General features: G+C 65.2%; 13 protein-coding genes. 7 read left to right on the top strand and 6 right to left on the bottom strand.

Annotated features, from left to right (window positions below; genetic code table 11):
* Positions 1-41: 41 nt before the first annotated feature.
* The 4 genes from ABC347_RS04270 (at position 42) to ABC347_RS04255 (ending at position 4,578) form a co-directional block, all read left to right on the top strand.
* Positions 42-782: a class I SAM-dependent methyltransferase gene (locus ABC347_RS04270; RefSeq protein WP_413244498.1), complete on the top strand. Its 741-nt coding sequence runs from the start codon at positions 42-44 to the stop codon at positions 780-782.
* Positions 783-843: 61 nt separating this feature from the next.
* Positions 844-2,364 carry a M20/M25/M40 family metallo-hydrolase gene (locus ABC347_RS04265; RefSeq protein WP_413244497.1) on the top strand — a complete coding sequence of 507 codons (1,521 nt, stop codon included), beginning with the start codon at positions 844-846 and terminating at the stop codon, positions 2,362-2,364.
* Positions 2,365-2,375: 11 nt separating this feature from the next.
* Positions 2,376-3,359, top strand: a complete 984-nt coding sequence (locus tag ABC347_RS04260; protein ID WP_413244496.1) for a hypothetical protein — start codon at positions 2,376-2,378, stop codon at positions 3,357-3,359.
* Positions 3,360-3,399: 40 nt separating this feature from the next.
* Complete coding sequence (locus ABC347_RS04255; RefSeq protein ID WP_413244495.1) at positions 3,400-4,578, top strand: vWA domain-containing protein; 1,179 nt, start codon at positions 3,400-3,402, stop codon at positions 4,576-4,578.
* A 29-nt stretch (positions 4,579-4,607) separates the two neighbouring features.
* On the opposite strand, the gene ABC347_RS04250 is transcribed toward ABC347_RS04255, so the two are convergent.
* From ABC347_RS04250 to ABC347_RS04240, 3 genes are read right to left on the bottom strand one after another with little or no spacing between them, the layout of a single operon-like run.
* Positions 4,608-5,507, bottom strand: a complete 900-nt coding sequence (locus ABC347_RS04250) for an SPOR domain-containing protein (RefSeq protein WP_413244494.1) — start codon at positions 5,505-5,507, stop codon at positions 4,608-4,610.
* A 2-nt stretch (positions 5,508-5,509) separates the two neighbouring features.
* A complete protein-coding gene (locus ABC347_RS04245) occupies positions 5,510-6,115 on the bottom strand; it encodes a TIGR02466 family protein (RefSeq protein WP_413244493.1) in 606 nt (201 codons plus the stop codon).
* A 37-nt stretch (positions 6,116-6,152) separates the two neighbouring features.
* Positions 6,153-7,250: an anhydro-N-acetylmuramic acid kinase gene (locus tag ABC347_RS04240; protein ID WP_413244492.1), complete on the bottom strand. Its 1,098-nt coding sequence runs from the start codon at positions 7,248-7,250 to the stop codon at positions 6,153-6,155.
* A gap of 113 nt (positions 7,251-7,363) precedes the next feature.
* Between ABC347_RS04240 and tyrS the strand changes: the two genes are divergently transcribed.
* Positions 7,364-8,584 carry a tyrosine--tRNA ligase gene (gene tyrS / locus ABC347_RS04235; protein WP_413244491.1) on the top strand — a complete coding sequence of 407 codons (1,221 nt, stop codon included), beginning with the start codon at positions 7,364-7,366 and terminating at the stop codon, positions 8,582-8,584.
* A 16-nt stretch (positions 8,585-8,600) separates the two neighbouring features.
* Here tyrS and ABC347_RS04230 read toward each other — a convergent pair whose 3' ends face one another.
* Positions 8,601-9,317 (bottom strand): Crp/Fnr family transcriptional regulator, encoded by a 717-nt coding sequence (locus ABC347_RS04230; RefSeq protein WP_413244490.1) that lies wholly within the window; start codon positions 9,315-9,317, stop codon positions 8,601-8,603.
* Positions 9,318-9,421: 104 nt separating this feature from the next.
* On the opposite strand from ABC347_RS04230, the gene gntA reads away from it, so the two are divergent.
* Complete coding sequence (gntA, locus tag ABC347_RS04225) at positions 9,422-10,135, top strand: guanitoxin biosynthesis heme-dependent pre-guanitoxin N-hydroxylase GntA (RefSeq protein ID WP_413244489.1); 714 nt, start codon at positions 9,422-9,424, stop codon at positions 10,133-10,135.
* On the top strand, positions 10,125-10,706 hold the full coding sequence (locus tag ABC347_RS04220) for a DUF1989 domain-containing protein (RefSeq protein WP_413244488.1): 582 nt from the start codon (positions 10,125-10,127) through the stop codon (positions 10,704-10,706). Before gntA ends, ABC347_RS04220 begins: the two co-directional genes overlap by 11 nt.
* Positions 10,707-10,709: 3 nt before the next feature.
* On the opposite strand, the gene ABC347_RS04215 is transcribed toward ABC347_RS04220, so the two are convergent.
* Positions 10,710-11,990: a glycoside hydrolase family 130 protein gene (locus tag ABC347_RS04215; RefSeq protein ID WP_413244487.1), complete on the bottom strand. Its 1,281-nt coding sequence runs from the start codon at positions 11,988-11,990 to the stop codon at positions 10,710-10,712.
* A 30-nt stretch (positions 11,991-12,020) separates the two neighbouring features.
* Complete coding sequence (locus tag ABC347_RS04210; RefSeq protein WP_413244486.1) at positions 12,021-14,294, bottom strand: glycosyltransferase; 2,274 nt, start codon at positions 14,292-14,294, stop codon at positions 12,021-12,023.
* Between the last annotated feature and the right edge of the window lie 51 nt (positions 14,295-14,345).

Raw genomic sequence — 14,345 nt, 5'->3', positions numbered from 1 at the left:
TGCGATAAGCTCTCGCGGCCGAACGATGGGGAGTGGTCGCCATGAAGCACACCTTGCTGATGCTTGCCCTTCTGGCAGCCGCGCCGCTGCCCGCACAGAAGCCTTCGGCCGCGATCAGCGCCGCACTGGCGGATCCCGCGCGGCCGGCGGCGGACAAGGCGCGCGACGCCGCCCGCAAGCCGGCTGAAACACTGGCCTTTGCCGGCATCAAGCCGGGCGACACGGTCGCCGATTTTATCATGGGTGGCGGCTATTATACCCGCCTCCTGTCTGCGACCGTGGGTCCGACGGGCAAGGTTTTCGCCTTCCAGCCGGACGAGTTCATCCGCTTCATGGCCAAATATGGCGAGGATCAGAAGGGGGTCGCAGCGGCTTATGCCAATGTGGTGCCGATCACCACCAACCTGCACGACGTGGAGTTCCCGGCGCCGGTCGATGCGATCATCACGGTCCAGAATTATCACGACCTGCACCTGAAGCCCTTCCCTGCCGACACCGCCGATGTGGTCAATGCTGCGCTGTTCCGGGTGCTGAAGCCCGGCGGGACTTTGCTGGTGATCGATCATGCCGCGGCTGCCGGCTCAGGCCTGCGCGATGCCGATACGCTGCACCGGATCGATTCCGCCGCTGCCCGCGCCGAGATCGAGAAGGCCGGGTTCAAGTTCGAAGCCGAGACTTCGCTTCTGCGTGATCCCGCCGATCCGCACACCGCCAATGTCTTCGATCCCGCGATCCGCGGGCGGACCGATCAATTCGCCTACCGGTTCCGCAAGCCGCGATAATCCTTGCAGGCTCGGATCATCCGGGCTGTGATGCGCGCCTGGGCAGACAAGGGGCGCATTGATGGACGAGCTATTCTTCGAGCGGCGCGCAGTGCTGCGCGGCGCGGCCGCCGGCGCGGCGATCTTCACCCCGGGCGCCACCCTGGCAGCCAGCGGCGATCTGGCTTCGATCCGCAAGGCGATCACGGCCGGGCATGACGCTACCGTCCAGCGTCTGCAGGAATGGATTCGCATGCCATCCATTGCGGCCGAGAACCGCGACATGGACAAGGGCTGCGATCATATGATGCGGCTGGCGCGCGACGCCGGCTTCCAGACGGTTGAGAAGATCCCGACCAAGGGCCACCCCGGCGTGTTCGCGGTGCTCGATGCCGGCGCGAAGAAAACGATGGGCATCTACTTCATGTATGACGTGAAGCAGTATGACCCGGCGGAATGGTCCGTGCCGCCGATCGAGGCGCGGCTCGTTGACAAGCCCGGCTTCGGCAAGGTCGTGATGGGCCGTGGTGCAGTCAACCAGAAGGGACCGGAGGCGACCTTCCTGGCGGCGGTGCACGCGTTCAAGGCAAGCGGCCGGAAGCTGCCCGTCAACCTGGTGCTGGTGGCGGAGGGCGAGGAGGAGATCGGATCGCCCAACTTCAACGATATCGTGCGCACGCCGCGCGTGCTGGCGGCGCTTAAAAAATGTGTCGGCGTCATCATCCCCTCCGGCTGGCAGAGCCCGACGACGGGGGGCGTGGCGGTCAACCTCGGCGCCAAGGGCATGATCGAGTTCGAGCTGGTGGCATCGGGCAAGGCATGGGGCCGCGGACCGGAAAAGGATATTCATTCCAGCCAGAAGGCCAATGTTGACAGCCCAGCCTGGCGGCTGATCGCGGCACTTTCGACACTCGTCACGCCGGACGGCAACATGCCGGCGGTCAATGGCTATATGGACAATGTGCGCCCGCTGACCGCGCGCGAGAAGGCGCTGCTGGCCGAAGCGGCGCGCAATCTGAGCGAAGCCGATGCGAAGCGGCAGCTGGGTGTGCAGCGCTGGATCGACGACATGAGCTGGCCGCAATCGCTGGAGCGGCTGGCATCCGTGCCGACCATCAACATCGAAGGCCTGGTGTCCGGCTATACGGGCCCCGGCGGCAAGACGATCCTGCCCGGCCGCGCGGTCGCCAAGATCGATTGCCGGCTGGTGCCGAACCAGACACGCGAGGAGGCCGTCGCCAAGATCCGCGCCCATCTCGATGCCAAAGGCTTCAAGGACGTGGAGATGAACGTGTCGGGCGGATACGACCCGACCGAAACCGCAGAGGACAGCAGCCTGGTGAAGGCGGAGCTGGCCACCTATGCCCGCCACAAGGTGCCGACATCAGTCTATCCGCGGCTGGCGGGGTCATGGCCGGGCGTGGTCTTCACCGGGCAGCCGGTCGGCCTGCCGGCCGGCCAGTTCGGGCTGGGCCACGGATCCGGCGCGCATGCCCCGGACGAATATTTCGTGATCGACAGCAGCAACCCGAAGGTCGCGGGAATCGACGATGCGGCGATGGGCTTCGTCGACTTCCTCTACGAGATCGCGGCGATCGGCTGAGGATAGCGACGATGAAATATGCCCTGCTGTCGCTCGTTTCTTTGACCGCTTTGCCCGCCCCGGCGCTCGCGGATTGGACGCAGCCGGCAGCGGGGATCACCTTGCCAGACGAGATCGCCGGGCTGAAGCGTGGCGAAACACGCGACCTTTCCAGCGGCAAGTCGGTCGATACGATCCTGCAATATGGTACCGCCGAGGAACCGGTGACGCTGTATGTCTATCGCTCCACCCACCCCAATCCTGTGCTGTGGATGGAGCGGACTGCCGCTGCGATGCAGGTCAATGTCGGCGCATCCGGCAGCGATGCCGCAGCGGTGCCGTTCACGCTCGGCGGCGCTGCCGCGCCCACCGGGCTGCGCCGCGCGATCAATCTGCCTGAAGGCGCGCGTTTCCGATCGACCGGGGTGGCGATCGCGCAGATTGGCGAATGGATGCTGAAGCTGCGTGTCACGTCCGCCTTACTCGATGCAGCATCGGTGTCGGCGAAGATGGACCGGATCCTCCAGGTCGTCCGCTTCGATCGGACCGTGCCCGCGCCGCATCCAATGGTGATGCCGGCTGCGTGCGGCGATGCGCCGATCGTGGCTGGCCGGCCAGAGGCGTCACCTGATGCGCAGCAGGTGGCGGGAGCGACACGCGGCGGTCGCACGGTGCTCTCCGCGGTGCGCGGCGGCGCCGGCAGCCTTGCCGCCCGCCCCGATCTCTGGTGCCGCGATACCGGATCGGGCCTGCCCGCGGACGTTATCTCGCTTTATCGATCGAAATCCGGTGACAACTATGTCGCGCTGCTCGGCGATGCCGGTGTCAGTCTCAACATCGCGCCCTCGCCCACGGCACGCGCCGGGAGCCGGACCATGGCTGCCTATGCGGGGTCGACCGTCGGGCTTTCGCTGGTCGCGCTGTACGACGGCCTGCCCGAACCCACGCTCGCGGTGCAGGCCGCCCTGCCCGTACTGACCGGCCAGCAGGCTGGGCTCGCGACGATCGACGACTGACCGGCTGGCGCGACTGCGCCGGTCGATCTAGGAAGACGCCATGTTCCTGGGCTTTCTCGATGCGCTGCGCGCCGCCGGCATTTCCGCCAGCCTGAAGGAGCAGCTCGTGCTGCTCGATGCGCTCGACCGAGAGGTGATCCAGCGCACGCCGGAGGAATTCTATTATCTGGCCCGCGCGACCTTTGTGAAGGACGAAGGCCTGCTCGATCGGTTCGATCAGGTGTTCGCCAAGGTGTTCAAAGGGCTGGAAACGGGTTTTGCGACCGATCAGGCGGAAGTGCCCGAGGAATGGCTGAAGGCGGTCGCCGAGAAATATCTCAGCGCCGAGGAAATGGAGAAGATCAAGTCGCTGGGCGACTGGGACGAGATCATGGCCACGCTGAAGCAGCGGCTGGAGGAGCAGCAGGGCCGACACCAGGGCGGGAACAAATGGATCGGCACCGGTGGCACCAGCCCGTTCGGGAATTCGGGCTACAATCCGGAAGGCGTGCGGATCGGGGGCGAAAGCCGGCATAAGCGTGCGATCAAGGTGTGGGACAAGCGCGAGTTCCAGAACCTGGATTCGACCCGCGAGATCGGCACTCGCAACATCAAGGTGGCGCTGCGCCGGCTGCGCCGGTTCGCGCGGGCCGGTGCGGCAGACGAGCTCGACATCGACGGCACGATCGACGGCACCGCGCGGCAGGGCTGGCTGGACATCCGCATGCGGCCGGAACGGCACAATGCGGTCAAGCTGCTGCTGTTCCTAGACATCGGCGGATCGATGGATCCCCACATCAAGTTCGTCGAGGAGCTGTTCTCGGCTGCGACCACCGAGTTCAAGCATCTCGAATTCTTCTATTTCCACAACTGCCCCTATGAAGGGCTGTGGAAGGACAATCGCCGCCGCTTCGCCGAGCGGACGCCGACCTGGGACGTGCTCCACAAGTTCGGCCACGATTACAAACTGGTCTTCGTCGGCGATGCGGCGATGAGCCCGTACGAGATCAGCCATCCCGGCGGCTCGGTCGAGCATTTCAACGAGGAAGCCGGCGCGGTGTGGATGCAACGGCTGACCGGCGTCTATCCGGCGGCTGCCTGGCTGAACCCGGTACCCGAGCAACACTGGCAATATTCACAGAGCACACAGCTGATGCGGCAGCTGATGAACGACCGCATGTATCCCCTCACCCTCGACGGGCTCGACGATGCGATGCGCGCGTTGAGCCGGAAAGTGTAGGAAGGACGGTCGCCGTCGACCGACCCGGCTTAGTTGCTCGCCACCGGCGCGCAGTCGAGTCCCGCCGCAGCCGCGGTCGCGCACATCGCCAGCGCGGTCGAACGGTCCTTGGCTGGTCCGATGCGGACCCGCACGAGCGACTTGCCGGGAACATCCTCGTAACGCGGCGTATAGCTCGCGAAGCCTGGCGCTCGGGTGCGGATCCGATCCCAAGCGGTGCGCGCCGCCGCCTGTCCCGAAAAGGCGCCGAGCTGCACCAGCCAGCCGCCCGCATCGGACGTGCGCGCCGCTGTTTCGATACGAGGTTGGGCCGGAGCAGGCGGTTGTGCACGGGTGCCGGCCCGCCACGCGGCGAGCGCCACGCGATAATCCCGCCAGCGGCGATAATGATCCTGAAACGGGGCATCCAACCGATTGATCGCGCTGCCGGCAAAGGCAGGTAGTGCCCCGGGCGCCGTCGCACGCGCTTCTTCCGCGACTGCGGAAGCGACCGGGCAGAAGCCGCGCGTGCCGCCAGGCTGGGCGAAATAGTTGTAGAGCCGTGTCATATGCAGATCCAGCGCGCGGGGATCGGAAAACCGCCGCTGTTCGGCGGCATAGGCCTTGGCGAGGATGCTACGCCGGTCCTTGAGCAACGCGTTGTAACCGGCCACCAGTCCGGGTGCTGTCGCCGCGTCGCAATTCAATGCTGCGACATTCAGCGCGGACCGCAGGTGCCACAGTGCCTCTGTCGTATCCAGACCAGAATTGATGGTGCGAAACCCGCCGGCGCCATCCTCGGGCGGCAGCGACGGGCCGTCATCGCGCACTTCCGGCAGCGGCGCGGTGACCTGCGCCGGCGGCGGGGCCGTTTCGGCGGGAGGCGGTTTGCGCCCGCAACCGATCAGCAGCAATGTCGTGCCCAGTAGGGCAATCATCATACGGATCATGCTCACCACCGATAATTGAAGCTGATGCTGACCCGATCGCCCTTCCCGGTCCCGGCTACCACCTCGTGCCGCAGCCAGCTTTCCCAAAGGAGGATCATGCCGGGCTCTGGATCGACATAGATGAATGGGCGGCTGTCTTCCGATGCGTCCTCGCGGCGTGGCGGAGTGGCCATCATCATCGGCAGCCTCGGATCCTCCAGCTTGAGTGCTCCTGCGCCGGGCGGAACCGCCAGATAGAGCGTGCCCGACACCACCGAATGCGGATGGATGTGGCCGCTATGGCCGCCGCCCGGCTTCAGGATGTTGATCCACAGCCCATCGATCCGGGGCCGCCTGCCCCCCCGCTGATAGCCGCAGGCGTCGGCGAAACGGCCGACATGCGCCGGCAGCCGCCGCGCCAGTTCGGCAAAGGCGGGATCGCGCCGAGGCAGATCATCCAGCGAGGCATAGGAGGTATAGCCACGATAGCCGTGCGCCTTCGACCAGGCGCGCCCGGCACGATCCTCCTCGGCAATCGCATAGGCGGCCGCTTCCAGCTCGGCCACGAAGTCGGTGTCCCCCAGGCTTTCCTGATAGAGACGCGTGACGAAGAGCGGGCGGATCGGCATGGCGCTCTCAAGCATCATGCGCTTTCACAGGCAAGGCTCACGGCCGATGGATCATCCCACCGGTCATCGGCTTGGGCACCCCGGTGGTGCCTGGAAAGCTGATCGGGCGGCCATCCAGCGCGCGCACGGCCATATATGCGAAACCCTCCGCCTCGGTCGCGTCTCCGTTCCAGCCCAGCGCCTCGATGGGATCGAGCGGCAACCCGCACGCCGCGGCCAGCATCGCCATCAGCGTGCCGTTGTGGCGGCCGCCCCCCGCCACGATCAGCCGTTCGGGCCGCGATGGCAGCAGCCGCAGCGAATGGGCGACGGTAGCCGCGGTAAAGGCAGTCAAGGTGGTGGCGCCATCGGCTACCGAAAGGCCGCGCGCGGGGGCAATGGTGAAATCCGCGCGGTCGAGCGACTTGGGCGCCGGCGCATCGAAATAGGGATGGTCGAGCATCGCGGTCAGCACCGTCTCGTCGATCCGCCCGGTCGCGGCCAGCGCGCCATCGGCATCATAGGCCTGTCCGGTCTCCGCCAGCATCCAATCATCGACCAGCGCGTTGGCCGGCCCAGTGTCGAATGCGACCAGCGCATCGCCCTCGCCGATCCAGCTGATGTTGGCGACGCCGCCCAGGTTCAGCACGCCGACGGGGCGCGGCAGGTCGGCTGCCAACGCACGATGATAGACCGGCAGCAGCGGCGCCCCCTGCCCGCCCGCCGCGACATCGGCAGAGCGCAGATCGTTTACGACAGTGATGCCGAGCCCGGCGGCAAGCGCCGCGCCGTCCCCGATCTGCCAGGTCCAGCCGCGATCGGGGCGATGCGCAATCGTCTGGCCATGGAAGCCCACCACCGCGATCCGATCCGCTGCGATGCCGGATTGCGATAGAAGCTGCCGCACCGCCATCACATGGCGGCGGGTCAGCATCTCCTCTGCCGCCTGGATATCCGGATTGGCGCGCGGCCGCTCGAACATCAGCGCCAGTTCGGCTGCAGCCCGCAGCTGGCCACGCGCCTGATCGGAATAGGGATCCGACCGGAACGCGATAGGCTTGACGACGCCATCGCCATCGGTTTCGATCAGCGCGGCATCGATCCCGTCGAGCGACGTGCCCGACATCAGGCCCACCGCCAGCTTCAATTCCGTCATCCCCTTAGATCCTCCGATCGCGTCGAACGAAGTCGATACGCGCTGCACAACGTCCCTCGACTTCGCGCGGGACGACCGGATAGGGGGGGAGCCGCACCAGAGCCGGAACCGCCATGACCTATCAGTCCGATCTTCTCCGCCTACTCGCAGACCGCGGCTATATCCATCAGGCGACCGACCCGGCGGGGCTGGATGCGCTGGCCGTGCGACAGATCGTTCCGGGCTATATCGGCTTCGATGCCACTGCGCCTTCGCTGCACGTCGGCAGCCTTGTGCAGATCATGATGCTGCGCCGCCTGCAGCAGACCGGGCACAAGCCGATCGTGGTAATGGGTGGCGGCACATCGAAGATCGGCGATCCCAGCTTCAAGGACGAGGCGCGCAAGCTGCTGGGCGACGAGACGATCGCGGCCAACATCGCCGCGATCCAGCGCATCTTCTCCCGATTCCTGACCTTCGGCGACGGGTCGACCGACGCCATCATGGTCGACAATGCCGAATGGCTCGACCGGCTCGAATATATCCCGTTCCTGCGCGACATTGGCCAGCATTTCTCGATCAACCGGATGCTGAGCTTCGATTCGGTCAAGCTCCGGCTGGACCGCGAGCAATCGTTGAGCTTCCTCGAGTTCAATTACATGATCCTGCAGGCCTATGATTTCCGCGAGCTGTCGCGCCGGGTCGGTTGCCGGTTGCAGATGGGTGGATCGGACCAGTGGGGCAATATCGTCAACGGGATCGAGCTGACTCGCCGGGTCGACGGCACCGAGGTGTTCGGGCTCACCACGCCGCTGATCACCACAGCCGACGGCGGCAAGATGGGCAAGACCGTCTCAGGCGCGGTGTGGCTGCACGAGGACAGCCTGCCGGCCTATGACTATTGGCAATTCTGGCGGAACACGCACGACGCCGATGTCGGGCGCTTCCTGCGGCTGTTTACCGATCTGCCGCTGGAGGAGATCGCCCGGCTGGAAGCATTGCCGGGCTCGGAGATAAACCAGGCCAAGATCGTGCTGGCGGACGAGGCGACGGCGCTTTGCCGCGGACGCGACGAGGCCGATCGCGCGCGTGAGACGGCGCGCCGCACCTTCGAGGAGGGCGCGTCGGGCGAGGCGCTGCCGCGGTTCGCGGTCACTGCCCATACCAGCGTGATCGATGCGCTGATCGGGCTCGGCTTCGTGGCATCGCGCGGCGAGGCGCGGCGCAAGATTGCCGAAGGCGCGGTGCGGCTCGAAGGCGAACGGATCGACGATGGTGACCGCGTCGTCGATCTCGTGGGCGGCGAACAGCGACTTAGCCTCGGCAAGAAGCGCCACGGGCTGCTCGTGAGCTGATCGACTACCCCGGGCGTCAGGCCGCGTCCGACAGATAGAGATAGGCCGGGTCGAACTCGGCCAAGCGGCGCAGGCGATCCCAGTCCTGGATGGTCACTTGCCCTTTTTCGAAAGTGACGAGCCCATCCTCGCGCAGCACCCGCAGCGTGCGGTTGACGTGGATGCTGGTCAGCCCGCATGCCTCGCCCAGATCGATCTGGGTCAGTGCCAATCGATAACTGCGCCCATTGCTCAGCCCGATCGCGCCGAGCCGCACGTTGAGCTCGCAGAACAGATGCGCGATCCGCCCCGCGGCGCCCAGCCGGCCGATCCGGAAGATCCATTCGCGGTGCATCGCCGCATCGAGCAGCGTGCTGAACCACAGCAGGCGCGCCAGATGCGGCTCCTGATGCGTGATCGCTTCGAGGTTGCGGTGCGGGACCAGCGCCACGCGGCATGCGCTTGCGGTTGCCACGTCGTGATCGAGCCAGGCGAGTGGATAGCCATGGAGATCGACGAAATCGCCGGCAATATGGATCGCCACGACTTGGCGGTGCCCCTCCCGGTCATCCATGTAGCGCAGCATCACGCCTTCGAGCAGCAAAGTGGAATTCTCGACCGGCTGACCCTGCCGCACGATCGTCGTGCGGCGCGGCAGGCGGCGTACTTCGGAAACCGATGCCTCCAGCACGGCCTTTTCATGCTGGGAAAGTTCGCGCCTCCGGCGCCCACGCAGGAAGTTGGTTGTGATCATTGCGCCCCTCTTTCACGCCCTGATCGCATATCTAATCGGCCACGGCAAAAATCGTCCTGACCTGGATCAGCATCGGTGTGCGAAATGCAACGCAACCTGCCGGGATGGGTTGTCGTGGCATGTTACCTCCCCAGAACGACGTCGATCACCCGCTTGCAGAACGGTTCCGGACCTTCGTGCGCGATCAGGAATTCCCATGCGTTGGCGCAAAATCGGCGCTGTCGCGCGGTCAGATGCGATTCATCGTGGCGCGGGACATGCGATCGGCCTGGGACGATCTTCGCGTGCTGCCGACGCTGATGCATCTGGCGTCGGGATACCGGGCCGATCCGAAGCTGTTCCAGACGCTGGTCGTGTTGTTCGAAGGGCCGGACGCGCTCGACGAGACGACCTTCGAGCAGCATCTTTGGCAACGGGTCCAGTCGCTGTCGGACAAGGACGAATGGCTTGGCCAGAAGCCTGACCCGCGCGTAAGCTCCGATCCCGAAAATCCCCATTTCTCGCTGAGCTTCGGGGGGGAGGCATTCTTCGTGGTCGGCCTGCATCCGCAAGCTTCGCGGCCTGCCCGGCGCTTCGCCACTCCTGCCCTCGTCTTCAATCTCCACGACCAATTCGAGCAGCTTCGCGCGATGGGCCAATATGAGAAACTGCGCGGCGCGATCATCAACCGGGATGTCGCGCTGGCGGGCGCGCCGAACCCTATGCTGGCCCGCCACGGATCGGTATCGGAAGCACGCCAGTATAGTGGCCGACTGGTCGGTGATGGGTGGAAATGCCCGTTCAGCCGCGGCGTTGGAGGCGCGCGCGATGCCGCATGAGATTGCGCCGCGCAGCGGCACGGCCTTCACTCTCGATGCCGGTCAGACGCTGACCGTGATTGATCCGCTGGGCGAACAGGTCGCCGATCTGCTCGCTTTCGCGCGCGACGACGTCGCCGAGGCGATCTCATCCGGACGGACACTGGATTATGCCAGCCGCATCTACCTGACGACGGGTGACAAGCTCTACTCGAACCGCAGCCGCGTGCTGCTGACGATCGAGCGGGACGATGTCGGCCGCCACGATTTTCTGCTCACACCGTGCTCGAAGGATACGTTCCGCATCCTGTACGGCGACGCTGATCCGCATCGTGGATGCTTCGGCAACCTTGCGGCCGCGCTCGCGCCCTACGGGATCGGCGAGGATCAGATTCCGGTCGCGTTCAACTGCTTCATGAACGTTCCAGTGGATGGGGAAACCGGCATACTCCGCGTGGAAGCGCCGCTGAGCCGAGCCGGTGACAGCATCGTCTTCCGCGCAGAACAGGATCTTGTGATCGGTCTCACCGCGTGTTCGGCGCCGGATTCGAACAATGGCAGCTTCAAACCGATCCACTATCGGATCGATTGACGATCAGCGCATCGCCGCGATCAGCCCCTTGATCGGCACGAAGGCAAACGCCACCGAACTATCCGCTACGCCGTAGGGGATGAACAGAAGATCGCCGTGGCGGATCGCCCCGCAGGTGTAGAGCACGTTCGGCACATAGCCTTCGCGATCCTCGTCTGCCGGTGAAAGCAGCGGCTGGCTGGTCCGGCCGATCACCTTCGACGGATCGTCCTTGTCCAGCAGCACGGCTCCGATCGAATATTTGCGCATCGCTCCAACGCCGTGGGTCAGCAGTAACCAGCCTTCGTCTAGCTCGATCGGCGATCCGCAATTGCCGATCTGGACCATCTCCCACGGATAATGTGGCGCCAGCAGCAATTGCCCCTCGCCCCATTTCGTCAGCGTCCGCGATTTCAGGAGATAGACATTCTCGCCGTCCTGCCGGCCGATCATCATGTAATGACCGCCAACTTTGCGGGGGAATAGCGCCATGCCCTTGTTGCGTGCCGCGGGCCCCGACATCGGAGCGAGCACGAAGGACCGAAAATCGCGGGTACGCAGAAGTTCGGATCGAATCGTCGAGCCGGAATAGGCGGTGTAGGTGCCCAGCCACTCGTCGCTGCCGTCGCCGTGGGTGAACTTCACCAGGCGCAGATCCTCGAGGCCGTTGCGCTGTGCCTCCGTCATTGGAAACAATACCGTGCCGGACAGCGAGCTGTCGCGGTGACGGTGGACCTCGATCGCGCCCTCTCCGAGCTCCTGTGCGGTATCCGCCGAAGTCGCGAACGGCGGCTCCGGCATCAATTCGAAGCTCGCGCCTGGGCCTAATATGCCCTCCCGGAACGCGACCGACGAGATATGCCCTTCGCCGACCGCGCGCAGCGACATCGCGATCCGTACCGCGCCGTTGGTGAGCCCGGTCTGGTCGGGATGCGGCACGATGCTGGGGTTCATCAGCGCGGCCGCCGCATAGCTATATTCGTGACAGAAGTAGGCGCCGATCAGCTGCTTCTTGACCGGTGCGACGGTGTCGCCGTCCAGTCCGAGCGCCGCTTCGAGAACGCTGTATCGCGTGTCAAACACATTGCGCGTCTGCCAGTGGCGCGCTTCGAAATCGCGCAAGACCAGCGATAGCTCCGCCTCCGCCGCGGTCTCGTCCATCGACAGGACGCTGTCGACGATGCGGCGCACCCGGCCCGGGCGCCCCTTGGCGCTCGCGGCTTCGATCGGAATATGAAACGGCCGGACGACGACGCGCGAAGCATCGGCCTGCAACCGCAGTGGCGCGTGGATTACGTCGTACACCAGACCCCTTCCGCTCGACCGACGCCGCGATCAGGGCAGACTGATGCCCCGCCGTTCCGTCGAGCCCGCCTTCTCATCGAGTGCTGCGATCGTGCAACAAGCAAATTGGAAGGCGAGCACCGATTCTGCACCTTGATTAAGATTAGCGCGGTCGCTCATCAATCCGTCAAAACAGCCACCATCGCTGGGCGCGGCGATCGGAACGCCGATATCATTGTCACCCAGATACCAGCGATAGGCGCGCCAGGCGGCGTCACGCCACCGCACGTCGCCCGTCTGTTCGAACGCGTAGGCGGCTGCGTCACAGGACGCCCACGCTTCGAGCGGCTGCTGGTCGAACCGTCGTGGCGGGGAATAGGGTTGGCCGAAGCTGTCGGTACCGACCGCGCGGAAATGACCCTCAGGCGCAATCTGGATGTCATCCAGCCAACCGAGTGTCTCGAGACCGCTGGTGAGCATTGCCTCATCGCCGAGCCGCACACCGCACCGCATCAATGCTTCGGGAAGGCGGGCATTGTCGTAGCCCAGCACGGATTCGAACCAGTGCCAATTCGGCCGGCGCCATTCGGCCAGCAGGCTCATCAGCTTCGGGCCAAACGAGCGGATAATCCGTCGCGCCGCCCCGTTACCCGGCATCACGTCAAGCATCGCATCGGCGCCCAGAACCGCGAATGCCCAGGTCCGCGGACTCCCGAGTTCCAGTGCGTGCGGCGCCACCTGGTCGAACAGATGGCTCGCCCAACGCCGCAATTCAGGGCGGCGCGCTTCGCCGGCGGTCACGCCGAGCGACCAGAGCGAACGACCGAAGCTGTCTTCCGAGCCTTCCGATTCGAGCCAGGAGCGATCATAGCCCATGAAATTCCGGAAACGTCCGCGTTCACCGTTCCAGGCATGTTGGACGAACGAGGCATAGACGTTGGCCAAGTCGTCGGCGCGCTCGCTGGCATCACCATCGACGCGGTGCATCAGCATCAGCGCGCGGCAATTGTCGTCCACGCAATAGCCATGGTCGCGGTCCGGCACGCTGAAGATGGAATGCTGCAGCATGCCGCAGCCATCGGTCATCCGCTCCACGCCAGTCAGGCTCGGCGGTACCGCGGTCATTGCAGGCAGCGTCGCCCGCAGGCGGATCGGGCGCCGCTCGGCCGCGTCGACCAAAATGGCGTAATAGGCCTTGGCGAAGCAAGACCAGGTCATCGACCGGCCCTTGCCATAGGCAGCCGCGCGCAAACCGCCGAGCCGGTCAGGATCGGCAAGCAGAGACCGGATCGCGCCAGCGAAACCGGCCGCATCGCCGAAATCGACCAGCGCGCCGGTGCCATCGCCGAGCAGTTCGGCCGCGTGCCAGTAAGGCGTCGATACGACCGGCTTGCCCAGCGCGACTGCGTAAGAAAGCGTACCCGAGGTGATCTGCGCTTCATTCAGATAGGGCGTGACGTAGATCTCGGCGGCTTCGATATGGTCGAGCAGCTCCTCCTGCTCCACGAACCGGTCGATGAAGCGGACATGGTCGGCGACGCCAAGTTCGGACGCCAGCGACTGCAGGCTCTCGCGATAGGCCTCGCCTTCATGGGCAACCAGATGCGGGTGGGTCGCGCCCAGGACCACATAGAGTACCGTCGGATCATCAGCGACGATCGCGGTGAGCGCGCGGATCATCGTCTCGATGCCCTTGTTCGGTGACAGCAGGCCGAAAGTCAGCAGGACGCGCCGCCCTTCCAGCCCGAACCGACCGGCAAGCGCGGACGGCTCGGCCATCGGGCGATCGGGCACGCCGTGCGGCACGACCGCGATCCGCTCGGCAGGAACTCCGTGAACGCGCATCAGGATCTCGCGTCCCTTCTCCGCCATCACGATCAGCTTGGATGCGCGCCGCACCAGGGCTTCGACGACGCTGCGCTGGTCCGCATTCGGCTGTTCGAGCACGGTGTGCAGCGTGACCACCACGGGCGCTGCGACCCGATCGAGCAAACGCAGGAGAAGCGCTCCGGCGGGACCGCCGAAGATGCCGTATTCGTGCTGGACCAAAACGACGTCGGCATCGCTGTCGTTGATGCGCGCCGCTGCGGACTGATAGTCGGCCATTTCATGCTGACGGATCGATTGGACGACATCCGCAGGATAGAGGTGCGCGGAGCCCGGGTCGTCCATTGCGTACGCATCGACATCGAGATCGGGGTAGGCTTCCACCAGCGCGTCGCGAACATGAGCGGTGAAGGTTGCGATGCCGCACAAGCGTGGCGGATAATTGCCGATCAGTGCGATCCGCTGCAGCTGGCGACCATCCGCTTTGCGCGACACCATTTTCGCTCCCTCCGCAAACCGGAAAATCGCCGAAATTCCGGCATTTGGGTT

It is taken from the genome of Sphingomonas canaveralia (genome assembly GCF_047238125.1).
Lineage (GTDB): Bacteria > Pseudomonadota > Alphaproteobacteria > Sphingomonadales > Sphingomonadaceae > JBDFMH01.
The sequence above is the reverse complement of the archived record's forward strand: the minus strand, read 5'-3'. Positions and strand labels throughout refer to the sequence as shown.